12 protein-coding genes and 3 pseudogenes are annotated in these 17426 nt (G+C 31.7%); 9 read left to right on the top strand and 6 right to left on the bottom strand.

What is annotated here, in order from left to right; translation table 11 throughout:
- Positions 1-43: 43 nt before the first annotated feature.
- A complete protein-coding gene (locus AC0L4B_RS16375) occupies positions 44-799 on the top strand; it encodes a LytR/AlgR family response regulator transcription factor (RefSeq protein ID WP_473437848.1) in 756 nt (251 codons plus the stop codon).
- Positions 800-802: 3 nt separating this feature from the next.
- Here the strand turns inward: AC0L4B_RS16375 and AC0L4B_RS16370 are convergent, their stop codons facing one another.
- Positions 803-1981, bottom strand: a complete 1179-nt coding sequence (locus AC0L4B_RS16370; RefSeq protein ID WP_473437847.1) for an LETM1-related biofilm-associated protein — start codon at positions 1979-1981, stop codon at positions 803-805.
- Positions 1982-2136: 155 nt separating this feature from the next.
- On the opposite strand from AC0L4B_RS16370, the pseudogene AC0L4B_RS16365 reads away from it, so the two are divergent.
- The 5 genes and pseudogenes from AC0L4B_RS16365 to AC0L4B_RS16345 all read left to right on the top strand — a co-directional run.
- Positions 2137-2409 (top strand): annotated as a pseudogene (locus AC0L4B_RS16365) (DUF4331 family protein); the annotation flags it as partial.
- A gap of 33 nt (positions 2410-2442) precedes the next feature.
- Positions 2443-3372: pseudogene (locus AC0L4B_RS16360) on the top strand (DUF4331 family protein).
- A 96-nt stretch (positions 3373-3468) separates the two neighbouring features.
- Positions 3469-4752 (top strand): tetratricopeptide repeat protein, encoded by a 1284-nt coding sequence (locus AC0L4B_RS16355; RefSeq protein ID WP_473437846.1) that lies wholly within the window; start codon positions 3469-3471, stop codon positions 4750-4752.
- 11 nt (positions 4753-4763) lie between these two features.
- Positions 4764-6068: a TonB-dependent receptor plug domain-containing protein gene (locus tag AC0L4B_RS16350; RefSeq protein WP_473437845.1), complete on the top strand. Its 1305-nt coding sequence runs from the start codon at positions 4764-4766 to the stop codon at positions 6066-6068.
- Positions 5966-6991, top strand: a complete 1026-nt coding sequence (locus AC0L4B_RS16345) for a TonB-dependent receptor domain-containing protein (protein WP_473439461.1) — start codon at positions 5966-5968, stop codon at positions 6989-6991. The genes AC0L4B_RS16350 and AC0L4B_RS16345 overlap by 103 nt, the downstream gene beginning before the upstream one ends.
- A 302-nt stretch (positions 6992-7293) precedes the next feature.
- On the opposite strand, the gene AC0L4B_RS16340 is transcribed toward AC0L4B_RS16345, so the two are convergent.
- From AC0L4B_RS16340 to AC0L4B_RS16325, 4 genes and pseudogenes are all read right to left on the bottom strand, one after another.
- Positions 7294-8091, bottom strand: a complete 798-nt coding sequence (locus tag AC0L4B_RS16340) for an anti-sigma factor (protein WP_473437844.1) — start codon at positions 8089-8091, stop codon at positions 7294-7296.
- A 1-nt stretch (position 8092) separates the two neighbouring features.
- A complete protein-coding gene (locus AC0L4B_RS16335; protein WP_473437843.1) occupies positions 8093-8620 on the bottom strand; it encodes an RNA polymerase sigma factor in 528 nt (175 codons plus the stop codon).
- Positions 8621-8699: 79 nt separating this feature from the next.
- Positions 8700-9332, bottom strand: coding sequence for a YceI family protein (locus tag AC0L4B_RS16330; protein ID WP_473437842.1), 633 nt, complete (start codon positions 9330-9332; stop codon positions 8700-8702).
- 70 nt (positions 9333-9402) lie between these two features.
- Positions 9403-12611 (bottom strand): annotated as a pseudogene (locus tag AC0L4B_RS16325) (WD40/YVTN/BNR-like repeat-containing protein).
- 97 nt (positions 12612-12708) lie between these two features.
- On the opposite strand from AC0L4B_RS16325, the gene AC0L4B_RS16320 reads away from it, so the two are divergent.
- The 3 genes from AC0L4B_RS16320 (at position 12709) to AC0L4B_RS16310 (ending at position 16830) form a co-directional block, all read left to right on the top strand.
- Positions 12709-13854: a vWA domain-containing protein gene (locus AC0L4B_RS16320; RefSeq protein WP_473437841.1), complete on the top strand. Its 1146-nt coding sequence runs from the start codon at positions 12709-12711 to the stop codon at positions 13852-13854.
- Positions 13835-15301 (top strand): MoxR family ATPase, encoded by a 1467-nt coding sequence (locus tag AC0L4B_RS16315; protein ID WP_473437840.1) that lies wholly within the window; start codon positions 13835-13837, stop codon positions 15299-15301. The genes AC0L4B_RS16320 and AC0L4B_RS16315 overlap by 20 nt, the downstream gene beginning before the upstream one ends.
- Positions 15302-15435: 134 nt before the next feature.
- Positions 15436-16830 (top strand): glycosyl hydrolase family 8, encoded by a 1395-nt coding sequence (locus tag AC0L4B_RS16310; RefSeq protein ID WP_473437839.1) that lies wholly within the window; start codon positions 15436-15438, stop codon positions 16828-16830.
- 25 nt (positions 16831-16855) lie between these two features.
- Here the strand turns inward: AC0L4B_RS16310 and AC0L4B_RS16305 are convergent, their stop codons facing one another.
- A complete protein-coding gene (locus tag AC0L4B_RS16305; protein ID WP_473437838.1) occupies positions 16856-17407 on the bottom strand; it encodes a PepSY domain-containing protein in 552 nt (183 codons plus the stop codon).
- Between the last annotated feature and the right edge of the window lie 19 nt (positions 17408-17426).

The following is a 17426-nucleotide window of genomic DNA, read 5'->3' as shown; positions in this document are numbered from 1 at the left end:
CCATTGCCAGCTAAATAAATACAAAAAAGCAAATATTAAAACCATGAAAGTAATAATTATAGAAGACGAAAAACCATCAGCAAGACGCTTACAACGTATGCTTAAAGCAATTAATGTGGAAGCAGAAACCATGTTGCATTCGGTTGAAGAATCTATAGATTGGTTTAATAATAATACACATCCAGATTTAATATTTTTAGATATTCAGCTTAGTGATGGTTTGTCTTTTGAAATTTTTGATCAAGTAGAAGTAAAGTCAGCTATAATTTTTACAACTGCTTATGATGAATATGCATTGCAAGCTTTCAAATTAAATAGTATCGATTATTTACTTAAACCTATTGATGATGAAGATTTAGAAGCTGCTGTAACAAAATATAAGGCTAGGCTTCCGCAGAAAACAAATATTGCTTTAGACTTTGAGGATATTAAAAAACTATTGGTTAATCCTATTGATAGAGTCTACAAAAAAAGGTTTTCTGTTAAAGTTGGACAACATATAAAATTAGTAAATATTGATGAGGTTGAATGCTTTTATAGCGAAAATAAAGGGACTTATTTACATACCACAGAAGGTAGAAACTACCTTTTAGATACAACTTTAGAAGCACTTGAAAACGAGTTACAACCAGAAACATTTTACAGAATTAACCGTAAGTTTTTTGTAAACATTAATGCTATTAAAGACATTATTAGCTATACAAATTCACGTTTGCAAATCAAGTTAAATAATTATAATGACGACGATGTAATTGTTGCTAGAGAGCGCGTAAAGGACTTTAAACAGTGGTTGGAGTAGGTGTTATTCTTCTTCATCTATCCTGTTGTCATCAAATGCACTTGGTAATAATTTAGGAATAAATTTTACAACTAATGGTAGTAATAAAGCACCTCCAGGTAAAATAAAAATAGCAAGACTAGGTATGGATTTAAAAACATCTAATAGTTGGTCTTGTACTTTTTTTTGTTCGTCTTTGCTTAAATCTCTAACTGTAGATTGTGTCAGTAAAATTAATAGTTCCTTACTTTCTAATAACTCTTGTGTTAATTTTTTACTGTTTCGTTTTATTAATTTTAATACCATATTGGTAGAGTTATCATAAAACGTTTTTACTATATTTTTAGAGCCTAATAAAGGGACTTTACTTCTGTAAGTGTTATAAAATTGTGCAATGGTTTTGGATGCTTGATTAGTTTGATGCTGTGTTAAATTTAGCTGTTCGCCTAGATTATTTAAAAATAAGACTTCTTCATTATCTAATTTTGCATCAGTCCAAGTTGCCATAGCAGCTAGGTCTAAACAGTATCTAGCAAATAAATTAGTATCTACAGAGGCAATAGCTTCATTAAACAATAAAACACTATCTCTTTGATATCTTAACGATTGTTCAAAAAGCTCAATTAAACTGTTGTCATAATCAGATTTTTCTTTTTTACTGTTTAGTGTGTTTAAAACAATACTTTCAATAATAGATTCGTATTCTTTTATAATATCATCGTTAATAATGCCTGTTTTTAAATAATTTCTAAAGGCTAATACATCTACAAATAATAAGGCATTAGTTATAAAATAATTAAAACTTTTGTCTATTAAATTATCATCTATCTGTATACGTTTATTTATAATATTTTCAGTTTGATCTTTAACATCCTTTGATCCAATAATAGATTGTAAAAACGAGACTCTTTTTTTGTTAATAGCGTTATAAAAATTAACAACTTCGGTATAAAAATCGGAAGTGGTGTTATGGTTTGTGTAGGCAATATGCAGTGCAATGACTAAATTTATTTTACAAATTTCGTCTGCTTCAAAATCGTTGTCTTTTACCCAATTATTTACAATTGTTACATTACTTCCGTATATAAAACCGCAATCTCTAAAGTGTCTGTAGTACACCTCCAAGTCATTGTCTTTAAACAGCTCATTTGGTTTAAGCTCTTTAAGTAATTTTTTAATCCAGCCTGAAGCAGAAGGGTTCATTCAACATTTTTATTAGATGGGTTAAAGATACTTTTTTAAAATTATTTTTCACATTTTTTCATTTAAACTAAACTTTAATAAAACCGCTTTTATAAAAGTTGCGTAAGTGTTTCCGAGAACCAAAAATATTAATTAACAAAAAATCTCAAAACATTATGAAAAATTTAAAGTTTATTTTAGGAGTAGGTGTGTTTGCAGCAGCAAGTTTCTTCTTCTTATCAGCAGATCATATTGATGCTCCTGCTGTACAAGGTGGTACAAGTGATATTACAGATTTTTACGCTTTTCAGGGTGAAGACACAAACAATTTAGTATTTGTTGCCAATGTACAAGGTTTATTAAGTCCAACAGCAAGTGCTAATGCAAGTTTTGACGAAAACGTGATGATCGAGTTTAACATTGATAATACAGGAGACAATGTTGAAGATCTAGTGATTCAAGCTATACCAAGAGATGGTAAAATGTACTTTTTTGGACCAGTTGCTCCTGGAACAACAGGCTTAAGTAGTACAGTAATGACAGATGCAACACAAACTGTTGTAGACATTACTGCTTATGGTGAGTCTGCAATGACAGAAACTAGCAATGGTATTACTGCTTTTGCAGGACCAAGAGACGATCCATTTTTCTTTGATTTCAACCAATATTCTGCAATTATAGCAGGTGATGCAACAGCATTTAACGACCCAGGAACAGACACTTTTGCAGGTACAAATGTAATGTCAATAGTAGTTGAGGTACCAAAATCTATGATTGGTGGTACAGGAACAATCAATACTTGGGTAGAATCTAAGTCTAAATAATTACAAACTTTCAAAAACATATAAATTATGAAAAATTTAAAAAATATATTTACAGTACTTCTAATAACTTTGGTTGCCTTTAATTGTTCTGATGACGATGACGCAACTATGGTTGTAACTCTAACAGGAACTGATTTTTCTGGAATCTACACACAACAAGATCAAATGGGGAGACCTGCTGTAAACACAGTATTTGTGTCTTCAGGATCAAAGGATACTTTTAACACCACTGTACCTACAGACCAAAATGCTGGGTTCCAGTCTATGTTTGAAACTAATTTAACAGCTTTAAGTCCAGCATTTGCTAATCCAGGTGATGCTAATGCATTAGGTCAAGATGCTGCTGCTTTTACAGGATTATTAGCTACAGATGTACTTAATGTGTCCTTAGAAGGAACCACTACTTTTTATGACGGAACAAATGTTTTAACTGGTCGTAACTTAGCAGATGATGTAATAACAGTTGAGTTGTTATTAATTTTTGGAGGTGAAGATTTCTCTGAAAACCCAACACTTTCTAATGACAATGTTAGCGAAAATGATAAGCCATTTTTAGCCTCTTTCCCTTATTTAGCGTCTCCTTGGTAGACAGTATTTTAGTCCAGAGTGTTTTGTAGAAACACTCTGGATTATTTTAAAACCATAATATTTCCCATTTAAAACAAACAACAAAACAAAAATATCATGAACACAAAACTATACATGCTACTACTTGTTATAATTACAGCAACTAGTTGTTCAGACAAAAACCAAGGAATTACCAATCCAGAAGACTACAATAAATACCTAGTAAAACAACCCAGTAACGAGACTTTAGAAGCTACTGCAGATTATAACTTTTGGAATAAAAAAATAGAAGCTGCTCCAAATCAATTATCTTATTTATCACAAATAGCAAGTGCAGAAACTAGATTGTTTAAATCTACTGGTTATATTAAATATTTAAAGCATGCTGAAAAATCTTTATTAACTTTAAATACACGTACACATTATAATTGGGCTGGACATTTAAGAAGCTTAGCTCGTAATTATATTTCACAGCATAAATTTAAGGAGGCATTAGAGCTGCTTAAAAAAGCAAAAGCTAATGGACAAAATTTAGACGGAACAAAAAAAATGCTATTTGATGTACACATGGAGTTGGGTAACTTTACAGTAGCAAAAAATTATTTAGAACAAACTAAAGATTTAAACGATTTTGGATATTTAATAAGATTATCAAAATGGAGTGATCATCAAGGTGATCTAGATGCAGCGATTAAGTATTTAGAAAAAGCAACAGCTAAAGCTGAATCTTCAAAATTAGATCATTTAATGGAGTGGTCTTATACTAATTTAGCAGATTTTTATGGTCATGATGGACAAATAGAACAATCTTATAAACATTATTTGAAAGCATTAGCTTTAAATCCTGATGATGCTTATGCTAAAAAAGGAATTGCTTGGATAGTGTATTCTTACGAGAAAAATACAACCGAAGCTAATCGTATTTTAGATGCATTAACCCAATTACACCATGCGCCTGATTATTTATTGTTTAAAGCAGAAATTGCAGAATACGAAAATAATAATACTGCAAAAAACAAGTATTTAAACACTTACTTTGAAGCCATTAAAGACACCAGTTATGGAGATATGTATAATGTATATTCTTCAAAAATATTAGCAGATACCAAAAATGAAAAAGCCATAGCTTTAGCTAAAATTGAAGTCCAAAATAGACCAACTCCTTTATCTTATGATTTATTGGCTTGGAGTTATTTTAATAATGGAAATATTACTGAAGCTTTAAACATAGCCGAAAAACATGTTGTAGGCCAAACTTTTGAGCCTGAAGCACAATACCATATTGCCGAAATTTATAAAGCCAATGGTAAGTTAAAAGAGGTGGCTTTAATTAAAAAAGAATTACAAGAAAGTAGTTACGAATTAGGTCCATTAACTTCAAAAATTGTAAACAAATTATAATCTTTGTAACCATGAAAAATATATTAATACTACTAGTTTTAGTAGGCTTTACGCTTACTGTTAACGCTCAGACAGTTAAAGGGTTTGTTACAGATAACAATCAGCCTTTAGAAAATGCTTATGTGTATAATCAAAACTCAAAACAGCATTCGCATACTAATCAATTAGGACAATTTATAATTAATGACACTAAGATTGGAGACAGCTTAGTTGTTGGTTTATTAGGATACCAAAAACAAAGTGTATTATTAACAGAAACCCTTTTGCAACAACCTTTAGTTATAAAGTTAAAAACTAAAGCATTTTTGTTAGATGAGTTAGTGCTAACCGAACCTGTTAATGTTATTAATAGTATGGTTAAGATAGATTTGGCTACAGATCCAATAAATTCTTCTCAAGAAATTTTACGTAAAGTTCCTGGGTTAATTATAGGTCAACACGCAGGAGGTGGTAAAGCCGAACAAATATTTTTAAGAGGTTTTGACGTAGATCATGGTACTGATGTTGCATTATCAGTAGACGGAATGCCAGTAAATATGGTTTCACATGCTCATGGTCAAGGCTATAGTGATTTACATTTTTTAATTCCAGAAACTATTAATAATATAAGTTTTGGTAAAGGTCCATATTACGCAAACCATGGTGATTTTAATACTGCTGGTTTTGTAGATTTTAAAACCAAAGATAAGTTAGATGATAATCTAATAAGTTTTTCGGCTGGACAATTTAATTCCTTAAGAACCTTAGGGTTGTTTAATGTATTAGACAATAAAAATGCCCAAAATGCATATGTTGCAGTTGAGTATATTGAGACAGATGGACCTTTTGAGTCTCCTCAAAATTTTGACAGATTAAACCTAATGGGTAAATACAATGCTTATTTAAATAACAATTCAAAAATAGGGTTAACCCTAAGTCATTTTACTAGTCAATGGGATGCCTCAGGTCAAATTCCACAACGTTTAGTAGATGATGGTACAATCTCAAATTTTGGAGCAGTAGATGATACTGAAGGTGGAGAAACTAGTCGTACCAACTTTAACATTCAGTATAGTACCATTTTAGAGAATGATATCGAAATGCAAACTAATGCATTTTATTCAAATTATGATTTTCTGTTATATTCTAACTTTACTTTCTTTTTAGACGATCCAGTAAATGGTGATCAAATTAAACAAAAAGAAGACAGAAATATCTTTGGATTTAATACACAATTCAAAAAAATAAAAACTATAGTTCATTTGATGTCAATTATACTTCAGGAGTTGGATTACGTTTTGATGATGTTAATGATATCGAGTTATCACATACTTTAAACCGAAAAGAAACACTAGAAAATATACAATTAGGAAATGTTAATCAGCGTAATTTATATGGATTTTTTAATGCTGAAATTGACCTAGGAAAAGTAACTATTACTCCAGCTTTGCGTTTAGAGTACATCAAGTTTCAATACCAAGACCAATTAAGCGACACTTATAGTAACCTAACAGATAGTGAAGTCGCAGTATTACCAAAGCTAAGTATTCAGTACAATCAAAATAATAATGTACAGTGGTTTTTAAAATCAGGAATAGGATTTCATTCTAACGATTCTAGAGTTGTGTTAAATCAAAATATAGATAATGCTTTACCTAAAGCCTATGGTGTAGATTTGGGTAATATTTGGAAACCAACAGATAAATTAGTGCTAAATTCTGCATTATGGTATTTGTTTTCTGAAGAAGAATTTGTTTACGTTGGTGATGCAGGAATTATAGAGCCTAGCGGAAAATCTGAACGTTATGGCGTTGATTTTGGTGTAAGGTATCAGGTGTCAGATAACATTTATTTTAATACTGATGCGACCTATACTAGAGCAAGAAGTTTAGAAGAAGACAATGGTAATGATTACATACCATTAGCACCAGATTTTACTGTAGTAGGAGGACTGTCTTTTAAAGATATTAATAATTTTTCAGGAGGAATCAATTACAGATATGTTGATGATAGACCTGCAAACGAAGATAATTCGGTACAAGCAGAAGGTTATTTTGTAACCGATTTAAATCTTAATTATGCGTTTGATAAACATTGGAAATTAGGTGTTAGTATTGAAAATTTATTAGATACAGACTGGAAAGAAACTCAGTTTTTAACAGAGTCAAGATTACAAAATGAAGCAGCCTCTGTTGAAGAAATTCATTTTACACCAGGAACTCCTTTTTACTTTAAAACGACATTAAGTTACTCGTTTTAAAAACAATAAAACCTTACTTGTTAAACTTACGTAAGTATAATGCAATCGATTTAAGGGAAATAGTTAATTGCATAACTAACAATACGTGAAGACTATGAAAAAGTGAGGTTGTTTTTTGTTAGTTTGTTTTGAAAGTGTTTGATAACAATGTATATCAAACACTTTCTTTATTTAATAATGTTGCTATTAATTAAAATCAATAGACTTGTATTAAGTGTAATACAGATACAATTACATGAATTTTTAAAACTAAAAAAGACACCACATGGTGTCTTTTTTAGTACTATTAAAATAGTGATTTGTTATATTGAAGCTAAAGCTCCTAATGTATATAGTTGCTCCAATGTTGGCGATTTACTTCCTCCAGCAGGTTCTAAAGTGATACCAAATGCTTGTGATTGATTTGCATTTTTAAGCTTAAAAATCTTATTGTCATCTTGTATAAAGTCGTTAATAGTACCTAAACTAGTAGGTGTTAACGGATTTAATGTCAAGGACCAAACTTGGTAAACCTTACCTGCTGGTGGTTCTGGTAGACCTTGTAAGTCTAGATATACAGTATCATCATTTTTATCCCAATATACATTTGCATAAGCTCCAGGAGCTGCTGCTTGACCTTCTAATGGGATGTTAATAATACTTTTGTCTCTAATGATGTTTAGTAGATTTTTAGTTTCAGCTAGATCCGTTTTAGAAGTTTCCATTTGGATTTCTAAAAAGTCTTTTTCAGTATTTACTGTTTGTATCTGGTCTTCTAAATTAGATTTTTGATTAATTGTCCAAATAAGTCCACCTGCTAATACCACAGCTGCAGCCCAACCTGTATAGTTAAACCACTTAGTTTTTGGTCTATTTAAACTAACTACTTTAGTATCGTTATTTGTGTTTAAACGACCTTTAATAGTGTTAAAATCAATATCTTTTTTAGGTGCAACACTTGCGGTTAGTTTTACTAAAGCAGCTTCAATTTCTAAAACTTCTTTTAAAACTTCAGGGTGTTTTAACATTAGGTCATACACCTCTTTGCTTTCTTTTTCAGAAAGCTGACCAGCAACGTATAGTTCTAGTGTACCTGAGTTTATGTAGTCGTTAATGTTCATATTATAATACTGATTCTCTTAATTCTTTAATACAATTTCTGTTTCTAGTTTTGATAGTTCCAATAGGCATATCTAAAGCTTCTGAGGCTTCTTTTTGTGTAAAACCTTTAAAATATAATAGCTCGATTACCTGAATACATTTTTTAGCTAGTTTGTCTACAAACTTTTTTATTCCAATAGCATCTGTGCTATTATCTAAATTATCTTGCGACTCTATAATATCTACGAAAAAATCCGAGTTAAGGTTTTTACCAGCATTTTTGTAAGCCTTTGATCTGGTTTTATCTATGGCAGCATTTCTAGCAATATTAATTAGCCAAGTAAAAAAACGACCTTTGGTAGCATCATAACTATCTGATTTATTCCAAGCTTTGATAAATACATCTTGCATGATTTCTTCTGCAATATCATTGTCTCTAACAATATTATAAATTACACCATGCATGCTGTCTTTATACATGTTGTATAATTTTTCAAACGCTTTTTCGTCTTTTTGTTTAAATTTTGAAACTAAAAGTTCTAATTGCATAAATTGAATTAATGGTTAAGGCTAAAAAAAGCAGCTAATATTTAGCTGCTTTGTTTGGTATAAAGATAATAAATTATAATTAATTTTCTCTTAAAAAGGTATTCACATTAATTGCAACCTCTTCCCAAGTTTTACTAACTCCATCTGCACCTTTGTGTAGATCAAAACAAACTTTATTTAAAGCGCTAAGAGCACCTAACGCATCCCAATCTTTTAATTGCATAGTTGCTGTCATAGCCACACGTCTTTTGTCAGTAATTTTCACATCTAAAGGTAAATCTTTAGTAACATTATTCATTGTGATAGAAGCAACATACTTGTTGTCAATGTATTTAATGGTTCCTTTAATAAATTCAGGATTAAGCATTTTTCCAAAAAACGACGTTTTTAATTTTAAATCTCGGGCTTCGTTATTTGTAAATAATCCAGTAATAGGAATAGAAAAACTTAAGTCATTTAACGCTTCTTGAGGTGTGCTTCCTGTTTTTTGGTCAAATTTTAATACATTAAATTGTCCTCCAACAGGTACTTTTTCAGTGGTTTTATAAGCTGTAAACTTTACTGTTGTTGCTTCAGGTTTAACTACAAATTTTTCAGTTTTAACGTCTGTTTTTGTAATCTCTTTTTCAGCATCATTTGTTTTAGCTTCATCTTTACAACTTACCGCAAAAATAAGTGTAAAAGCTAATACTAATTGTGTTATTTTTTTCATTTTAAATAGTTGTTTTCTTTAATAATTATAAAGTTAAGCAGATAAATGTGCTTATCCAAATTACTGTACCTTAATCTAAGCTAAAGGTCTTTATTTCCTCGATAGGTTTAGTCATATTAATTTTGATGATAGACTGGTAATATGGTTTAAAACTGTCATTAAAAAAGGTGTTTGTTTTTTCTAATGCAGCTTTTAAATCGGTTTTAGCATGTTCTATCAACGTTGTTTCGGTTTTTGTTAGACCATTTTGTCTAGTCGCTGTATACCAAGACGCTGTACCTAATCTACTATTAACACTAACATCTAATGTTCTGGTTATACCTTGTCGTTTGTCTTGTTTACCTGTGTAGATGTCTAATAATGTATCAATCTCCTTGATAATATCTTTAGATGCTTTAATCTCTTCTTTGTATTTTGACTTATCTAAATCGGTTAATTCTTTTTTATACTTTTCAGCTAGTTTTTTATTTTCAGCTAACTGTTTAGTCGCGTCTGCAGCAATTTGGCGTAATTTTTCAATTTCTTTCAAAGCAGCATAAACTTCGTCTGTGTTTTTAGAAGACACCTCTAATCTAGGGTCAGAAGCGACAGTAATCATAGTTTCAGAAGTTTGATCACCATATTCTAAAACAGCTTTGTAAGTTCCTGGTTTAACATCAACGCCACCTGATTCTCTTTTTTGTTTTCTAATGCTTCTTGAAGGTCTACTACTACCTTTTTCATTCATGTACCAAGCCCATTTATGTAATCCTTTTTCTTCAGGGACTTTTCGTTTTAAAGTTCTAATTAACTTATTGTTGTTGTAGATTTTAAGTGAAATAGAATCCCATTTAATTTTATTTTCTTTGGTTTCAGAATCTTCTTTCTTGTCCTTTTTATCATCTTCTTTTTTAGTTTCTTTTGAAGCTTTTTCTGGTGTTACATAGTATGTAAACTGTGCACCACGACCTCTATTTTGACCATGAAACATAGCATCTGCACCAAAACGACTTCCTGTTGGTTGTTGGTAAGCAGCTTGGTAAGCAGTAGGAGGAGAAAATAGTTGTACTTTATTGTTTATAATTTGTTTGTTTTTAGCTATTGCTCTTAACGGTCTAATATCGTCTAAAACCCATGCAGCACGACCAAATGTACCAATAACTAAATCGTGTTCTCTTGGATGTATTACTAAATCTTTTACTGAAACCGTAGGAAAGCCTTCCGTCCATTTAGTCCATTTGTTTCCTGCATCAACAGATACATACAAACCATCATCGGTACCTAAAAACATAAGGTTAGGTTCAACTAAATCCTCAACAATGGATAGAGCATAACTTTTAACATCGTTTTGGTCTACAATTCTTTCCCAAGTTTTTCCGTAATTTTTAGTACGATAAGCATATGGTGTGTAGTTAAAGCGTCTATAATCATTAGCTATAAGTAATGCTTCTCCTTTATTTTTATTGCTTGCTTTTATTTGTGCAACCCAACTTCCTTCTGGTAAACCTTTTAAATTTTTAGAAACGTCATTGTAAGTTTGACCTCCATTTTGTGTGATGTGTACACGACCATCATCAGTTCCTACCCAAAATACATCTTTCTCAACAGGGGATGGTTCTATAACTAAAATAGTACAATGGTTTTCTGCACCAGTAGCATCCATTGTTAAACCTCCGCTTTCATGTTGTTTTAATTTTTCAGGATCATTAGTGGTTAAATCTGGAGATATTACGTTCCAAGTCAATCCTTTGTCTGTGGATTTATGCACAAATTGACTACCAAAATAAATGGTGCTATTATCAAAAGGGTCAATATTTATAGCACTATTCCAATTAAAACGTAGTTTAACATCTTTATTTGGATGGGTTGGCTTAACCGTATAGTTATTACCAGTCTGCCAATCGTATCGACTAACAGATCCTTGTTGACTCATAGTCCAACCATAACGTGCATCATCCTTATCTGGTACAACATCAAACCCGTCGCCAAAACTAATTTCTTGCCAATAGCTATTACGTATACCTTGAGCACGCCAAACATAAGCTGGTCCTCTCCAAGATCCATTATCTTGCATTCCTCCATATACATTGTATGGATACTCATTATCTACATTAATATGATAAAACTGTGCCACAGGCATATTACCTATAAAACGCCAATTTTTTCCACCATCTTTAGTGATGTTTAGTCCACCATCATTTCCATCTATCATAAAGTTTCCGTTAGTAGGATGGATCCACCAAGCATGATGATCAGGGTGTACACCATTATCTGCTCCATAAGCAGGCATTAATTGCGAAAAGTTTTTTCCACCATCTTCACTAACATTTATGTAAGTAAAAACAGAGTACACTCTATTTTCGTTTTGAGGATCTACATATATTTCAGAGTAGTAAAAAGGTCTGTTACCAATATCACTTTTATCGTTAACTTTTTTCCATTTAAAACCACCATCTTCGCTTTTGTATAACGCATTTTTTTTAGCTTCAACTAAAGCATAAACAATATTTGGTTTATTTCTAGCAATAGCTACTCCGATACGTCCTAATTCCCCTTTAGGAAAACCTTCTTTTTCTGTTACTTTAGTCCAGTTTTTACCACCATCATGCGTAATGTGTAAGCCTGAACCTGCTCCACCAGATTTAAAAACCATGGATCACGCTTGTGCTCCCATAGAGTTGCAATTAATTTATTTGGATTAGTCGGATCCATAACTAAATCTGCTGCTCCTGTTTTATTATTAGCAAATAGTATTTTTTTCCAGGTTAAACCACCATCTGTAGTTTTAAAAACACCACGTTCTGGATGTTCTCCCCAAGGACTACCTATTGCAGCAGCATAAACTATGTCTGGATTTGTTGGATCTATTACCACACGATGTATGTGTCTGGTTTTTTCTAATCCCATAGACGTCCAAGTTTTTCCAGCATCTAAAGATTTGTAAATTCCGTAACCACCATTTAAACTGTTTCTTGGATTTCCTTCACCTGTTCCAACCCAAATAACACTTGGATTAGATTGTTGAATAGCTACATATCCTACAGATGCTGTTACTTCTTTATCAAATAAAGGGTCCCATTTGATACCACCAGAAGTAGACTTCCATAAACCACCAGATGCTGTACCAACGTACATAATATCAGGATTGCTATGCACAACGTCAATTGCAGTTACACGACCAGACATACCACCTGGACCAATGTTTCTTGGTGTCATGTTTTTAACTAAATCCATCGAGAATTCTTGCGAAAAAGCTGTGATAGAGAAGAGTAATAAAAGTAAAAAGGATAATTTTTTCATGTTTGGTAAATTAGTTTGCATAAAGTTAAGCAACATATTCTTAAAAAGCTGTTAACACATTTATTTAGATGTTAATTTGTTGTATTTTTATACTGCAATGAAAGAAAAAAACATACACAAAAAAGGCTTCGTATTTAAACCTTACGAAGCACCTTCACTGTCACCTTTCGAGAAGCTTTTTGACATATTTAAAGAGTTAATTACGCATACTTCTGGAGATTTTGACGAGGCTATAGATTGGCTTCGTGAATTAGATAAAGAATATAAGTTAACCACTCCAGAATATACTATTGACGACTTTATTGAAGATCTTAAAGCTAAAGGTTACATTCGTGAAGAGATTAAACCCGATGGAAAAAAAGGAAATGCTATTACTGCAAAAACCGAACGTGCTATCAGGCAATCTGCACTAGATCAAATTTTTGGAAACATAAAACGAAGTGGTTCTGGTAATCATAAAAGTAAAGGCACAGGAGTAGGAGATGAGCATACTGGCGATTTTAGAAATTACCAATTTGGTGACAGCTTGGATAAAGTGTCCATGACTGAAAGTCTTAGAAATGCCCAAATTAACAACGGAATTGGAGATTTTAACTTAACCGAAGATGATTTAGTGGTCGAAGAAACGACACACAAATCTCAAATGAGTACGGTTTTAATGATTGATATTAGCCACAGTATGATTCTGTACGGAGAAGATAGAATTACACCTGCAAAAAAAGTAGCTATGGCTTTAGCCGAATTAATTACAACACGTTACCCAAAAGATACATTAGATATTTTGGTTTTTGGTAACGATGCTTGGCCAATTAAAATTAAAGATTTACCCTATTTAAATGTTGGTCCTTATCACACAAATACTGTTGCAGGACTAAAGTTAGCAATGGATTTATTAAGACGTAAGCGTAACACTAATAAACAGATTTTTATGATTACGGATGGTAAACCTAGTTGCTTGCGTTTACCAGACGGTACATATTATAAAGACAGTAATGGCTTAAACCCATACATAACCAATAAGTGTTATGCACAAGCACAGCAAGCTAGAAAATTGCATATTCCTATTACAACATTTATGATTGCTCAAGACCCTTATTTAATGCAATTTGTAGAAGAATTTACGCATGCCAATCAAGGAAAAGCCTTTTATACAGGATTAAAAGGTTTAGGTGAAATGATTTTTCAAGATTATGAAACAAATAGAAAAAAAGAATTAAAGGATAATGAAAATAGAAACAATTAAAACTTTAGGCGAATTAAAAAATGCTGGATACCAAAGCAAATCGATCAAAGATGAATTACGAGATAATTTAATTGAAAAAATAAAAAGTAATACAACCGTTTTTGAAGGTGTACATGGTTATGAAAACACTGTAATACCTGAGTTAGAACGTGCTATTTTATCACAACATAATATTAATTTTTTAGGATTACGTGGTCAAGCTAAAACACGTTTAGCACGTTTAATGCTTAATTTGTTAGACGAACATATTCCAGTGGTCGAAGGAAGTGAAATTAATGATGATCCCTTACAGCCAATCTCACGTTTTGCTACAGAGTTAATTACCGAAAAAGGTGATGATACACCAATTACTTGGATGCACAGAAGCGAGCGTTTTGCAGAAAAATTAGCGACTCCAGACGTAACGGTTGCAGATATCATTGGAGATGTTGATCCTATCAAAGCAGCCAATTTAAAACTAAGCTATGCAGACGATCGTGTGATACATTACGGAATGATTCCTCGTGCCAATCGTTGTATTTTTGTAATTAATGAGCTACCAGACTTACAAGCTAGAATTCAGGTTGCTTTATTTAATATTTTACAAGAAGGAGATATTCAAATCCGTGGATTTAAATTGCGCTTGCCTTTAGATATGCAATTTATTTTTACAGCAAATCCCGAAGATTATACTAATAGAGGAAGCATAGTAACACCTTTAAAAGATAGAATTGGGTCTCAAATATTAACGCATTATCCAACGGATATTGAAACTGCTAAAACCATCACACAGCAAGAAGCTAAGTCTGATGGTAGACAAAAAGAGAGTATTCATGTACCAGAATTAGCCAAAGATTTATTAGAACAAATTGTTTTTGAAGCTCGTGATAGCGATTTTATAGATGAAAAAAGTGGTGTAAGTGCACGTTTAAGTATTACTGCTTTCGAAAATTTATTAAGTGCAGCAGAATTACGAGCGTTAAAATCTGGAGACGAAAAGACAACCATTAGATTGTCAGACTTTTTAGGAATTATTCCTGCAATTACTGGTAAAGTAGAATTAGTTTATGAAGGAGAACAGGAAGGTGCAGCTCAAGTCGCTTATAATTTAATTGGTGAAGCTGTAAAAAGTTTGTTTCCAGAGTATTTTCCAAAGATAGAAAAATTGAAAAAACAAGAAGACGAAAGTCCTTACGACACTATTGTTTCATGGTTTTTTAATAATTCTGATGGGTTTGAATTGTTAGATGGTTTACGCGATAAAGAATACATTAGCCTATTGGATGCTGTGTCACCATTAGATGATTTACTAGGAGAGTATCAACCTAAATTATTAAAAGAAGAAAGCTATTTTGTAAAAGAATTTGTGCTTTGGGCTTTAGTAGAGTATAAGTTGTTAAGCAAATATAGATTTACGGAAGGGATTCAATTTAAAGATCCTTACGGAAGTTTTATAAGTGGATTATAAGATTTTTGAAATAAAGTAAAAATAGATAAAAGTGCCTAAATTTTTTTAGGCATTTTTTTATAAAAAAATGAATTTTGAGCAACCATAAAAGGTGGTTTGTTCGTATATATTTAAACCCCAAAAAAATATCAACCATGAAACATTTTTACAACTTAACCTTTTTAACTGCTTTTTTGTTTGCTACAACGCTTAATGCACAAATTTCAGCAGTAACTTTTCAAAATCAGACTTACCAACACGGTACACAACCTGATAACATTCAATCCAATGACATTTATGATGTATACGTCTCTTGGAGAAACACCTTTGCCGAACCCTGTAATAATGGTCGCTATCGTATAAAATTTGATACTCCAACGGAAACCGTTTCAGAAGGAGTTGCTTACGGTATGTTATTATCTGTTTATGCCAATGACAAGGAGTTATTTGATGGCTTATGGCTATACTACCAAGATTTTGTAAATAATAATGGAGTTATGAATTGGAAAATTGATGGCTGTAATAGTGTTATTGGTAGCAATGGAGCTACTGATGCAGAACTAGATGCAGCTTACGCTTTAATAGTCGCAGATCAACGTTGGCAAAGTTTAGGTGCAATTGACTATCAAAGTGATGCTATATCACTAATTACTATTATTAAAAATCATGAGGTTGAAGCAGGATCAAACGTCCTAAAACCAGGTGACGCTTGGGGAGGAAGTAACACGACTAATCCGTCTTATCTAGCTCCTGGTTACTTTAAGGTTTTTGGAACTTATACTAATGATAGTGCTTATTGGAATGCTGTTGCAGATAAAAGTTATGCTATTATTAATGCCAATTTAGCTCAGAATAATGCGAGTTATAATTTAGTGTCTGATTGGTGTAAAGCAGACGGAACCTACTCGACAGAAGTATCATGGGCTTATAATCAAGGTCAATCTTATTACTATGATGCAGCACGTACACCATGGAGATTTGCTACAGATTATATTTGGTATGGTAATACAGAAGCTAGTAATTACAATCAATTATGTATTGATTTTGTTAATGCACAAGGTGGTTTCAATCAGATTTATCCTGGTTATTCTCAATCTGGAGTAGCTATAAATACGTCTTATAAAGATCCAACTTTTACAGGAGCTTATGCTACAGCAGCAATGACGTCAACCAATCAATCTTTTGTAAATAATGGGTATTCTGAATTAAAAAATCAAGCAACAACTGCATATTTTGGAGCGACTTTACGTGCTATTTATATGTTTGCTTTATCTGGAAACATGTATAATGCTATAGAAGAGAATACTTTAAGTACAACGGAAAATGTTTTAGATACATTTAAATATTATCCAAACCCAGTTAAAGATACTTTACATATTCAGTTTAAAACAGCACAATCAAGAACTGTAGAAGTGTTTTCTATTAATGGACAGCAACTTTATCAAAACCAAGTAAACAAATCAGAGTTAAAATTGGATATGTCGCAATTTAAAACAGGTGTGTATTTTCTTAAAATAGATAATAAAAGCTTTAAAATAGTTAAGTCTTAGATGTAGCTATTTTTAATTAAAAGGTTTAATCAAGTAATCGTTTATTCCTTTTAATTTGTTTTGGTTTTAACCACAAATAAAAACCACTAACGCAAATAAATAATAATCCTAAACCAAGAACTGTAGAGTAGATTAATTTTGAATATTTAAAATGAAATAAATAATCTATGATTGATCCATCATGAATCATTTCAATTAAATCTGCAGTTCTTGTTTTTTCTGAAACAATATTTCCGGTGTAGCAGTCAATCTGTAATTCGGTAAAATGTGTTTCAAACCTAACCTTAGCAATACCTTTTCTAGGTCTGTAATCTATTCTATTAATTTCAGTTGAAAGATTAAGACTATCAATATAATGTATTGCATTCTGTTCAATTTCATTTAAAGAAATTAAAGGTCTATTATCAGAATGTACAGCAACTGAGGAAGGTTTAATACCTAACTGATCTTTCCATGCTAATAATAAACCTGTAGTACTCATTACTACAATAAAAAGAAGTAACACAATAGCTACTTTACGATGTGTTTGTCTATACCAGCGTGCTGATTTGGCTAAATTTTTATTTTTTTGTTTCACAGCTCATAATTAACAACTT

Source organism: Olleya sp. NP1-10, from assembly GCF_055804415.1.
Note: the sequence above shows the minus strand (reverse complement) of the source record. Positions and strands in the feature narration are given on the sequence as shown.